This is a genomic window from Streptomyces sp. NPDC051105 (assembly GCF_040682795.1).
GTDB lineage: Bacteria > Actinomycetota > Actinomycetes > Streptomycetales > Streptomycetaceae > Streptomyces.
Window position 1 is genome coordinate 1 of sequence record NZ_JBFBBR010000055.1, and the last position, 2,558, is coordinate 2,558.

Here is a 2,558-nt window from a genome sequence, read left to right on the forward strand (position 1 = left end):
CGTGCCAATCTTACATCGCAAGGTTTTTAAGCTTTTTATGGGTCTATGTCAACTGTAGTGGGTGACGAAAAGCTAATGATGTAAAAAAGATGATCAATAGCGTACAAGATGAAACCAAAAAGGACATCAGACAGCTACAAAAACAAATCAGAAAATAGTTTGGGTACGGAGGAAATCATAATGTTAAGAGAATTTAAAAATTTTATTCTACGAGGAAATGTATTAGACTTAGCAGTTGGGGTAATTATTGGGTCCGCATTTACTGGATTAGTAACTTCTTTGGTTAATAATCTCATTAACCCCTTAATAGGAATGTTTGTTCAAAGTACAGCCTTGGCTAACTTCTACTTTTATATTGGTAAAACAAAATTCACTTATGGAGCCTTTTTAAATGATACCATTAACTTTGTTATTACTGCATTTGTTGTTTTCATAATAATAAAGTTTGTTAACAGATTAATTCCACATAAAGAGAAAGAAAAGCAAGAAAATCAAAATAAAGAATTGGACACTCTGATTGAGATACGTGACTTATTAAAAATAAAATCTAAGTAAAAAAGCTTAGAAAATTATCATAAATTGATTTTGGCAGTTAACTATGGTATTATTTTACCGTACTAATCAAAAACTGCTCTTCTTAATCTAAGCGCAGGCGCTAAAAACTGATCATTATGTGCTGTGATCAGTTTTTTTGTTTTAATTTTCTCCTTTTTATAAATATTGATAAAGATTCATTTATATTTTATTGGACTACAATCAAATATTTAAACACAAAATGAACAATATTTTTTGAAAATAATTTTTGAGTTCAGTTTTAAATAAATATTTCCATCAAAAATCTCAGTCATTAATTTTAAAATCTCCATAGTAAAATTTACTTCTGACTGAAAGAGATTTCTCATTATAAAAAAGAAAAAAGTTTTAAAAGGGAGTTTAATGATTTTCACTCTAGAAATAATAAGTTTCGGAAAAATTTTTGTTTTTCGGAAAGATACCATTTCTGAAGTGAAAAACATAAAATTTTCACTTTAAAAACTTTCGTAAATTTTTGCTCACTTTTAATAAAAAAACTCCTTCAGTTAGAAAGAGATTTTTTACTAAGTAGATTAAAAACCATTCAATGATTTTTAGGGGTTATTATTATAATGTACCCATTCTACCACTTCAATATTATTTGTCAATAAGAAAAACATCAATAGTTGATGTTTTTCATGAGTATTTATGAAAAGTTTTTCTGGAATAAGCATAGTCTATCATAATTATATTAACATTCGCTTAATGGAAAGTCAACGAAAAACTAGACACGGAGTTAAGAGAATTTAAGAATTATATTTTTCAAAGTCTTTTGGAGACTTGTAATCAAGACCTGAATGCATCCTTTTTGTATTGTAATAGGTCTCAATGTATTTAAATATTTCTTGAGTAGCCTCAGCTCTTGTCTCAAAATGAGCATCATTAATAAGCTCCCTCTTTAGCGTCTTATAAAAAGACTCCATCATTGCATTGTCATATGGATTTCCTTTACGACTCATGCTAGATTGAGCACCGACTTGACGAAGAGTAGATTGATAACGAGAGCTTGTATATTGACTCCCTTGATCAGTATGGACAATCAAGCCAGGCTGAGGATGTTCTTTCCCACAAGCTTGTAAGAAGCAATCCCTCACCAGTTTATCTTGCATCCGTGAAGACATTGACCAGCCTACAATCTTACGTGAAAAAACGTCGATATTCACGGCTAAGTATAAGGTGCCTTCTTTGGTAGGGATATAGGTCATGTCTCCCAGCCATACTTTATTAGGAGCTGTTGCTTTAAAGATCTGATTAATTAAATTGGGTCTTGAAAGCGAAGCTCCTTTTCTGTTGTAATGTTTATATTTATAACGGCTTCCCTTGGCATAAAGTCCCATCAAGTGCATCAGTTTCCCAACACGTTTCGTGTTGGTCATAATACCAGTATTATGAAGTACCTTGGTAATTCTAACCGCACCATAGCGTCCCTTATGCTCATGAAAGACAGCTTTTATCTTCTCTGAGAGAATTTCTCTCTCCACTTGTTGTTTTGAAGGACGACGATGCATGTATTCATAGAAACCTGAGCGAGAAACCTTAAGAACTTTTACTGCATGCTTAATTTTTATCTTCCCATGATGTTTCAAGAGAAATTCAAAACGTTTTACTTGCTTCGCTTCAAGAAGACCCGGAACTTTTTTAGAAGTTCAAGTTCCTCCTGAAGATAACGATTTTCTTTCTCTAACAATTTAATCTTATGTTGGGCATTAGCTAGGGCTGTCCCATTGCCTGGAAAAGCACTTTCTCCATATTCTTCAACTTCTTGAACCCAGCGATAAAGACTATTGGCATGAACCTCAAGCTCTTGGCTGACTTCTTTAACAGAGTAACCCTCTTCAAGAATGAGTTTTACTGCAGAATTTTTAAATTGTTTATCGAATTTTCTTCTTGCCATAATAAACCTTTCCACGATTTCTCTTAACTTTGTGTCTAGTTTATTATAACCTTTCCATATCAGACATTCCTGAACGTGCCTATGAGTATGT

The 2,558-nt window shown here is 32.3% G+C and carries 2 protein-coding genes; one reads left to right on the forward strand and one right to left on the reverse strand.

Going from position 1 to position 2,558, the window contains the following annotated elements:
• Positions 1-108: 108 nt before the first annotated feature.
• Complete coding sequence (gene mscL, locus AB0N16_RS41580) at positions 109-555, forward strand: large-conductance mechanosensitive channel protein MscL (RefSeq protein WP_351154113.1); 447 nt, start codon at positions 109-111, stop codon at positions 553-555.
• A 764-nt stretch (positions 556-1,319) separates the two neighbouring features.
• On the opposite strand, the gene AB0N16_RS41585 is transcribed toward mscL, so the two are convergent.
• Positions 1,320-2,467 (reverse strand): IS3 family transposase gene (locus tag AB0N16_RS41585; protein WP_095559415.1). Its coding sequence is split into 2 segments (ribosomal slippage): positions 1,320-2,215 and positions 2,215-2,467, totalling 1,149 coding nucleotides; the frame shifts between segments, so codons are not numbered across the junction.
• Positions 2,468-2,558: the final 91 nt, after the last annotated feature.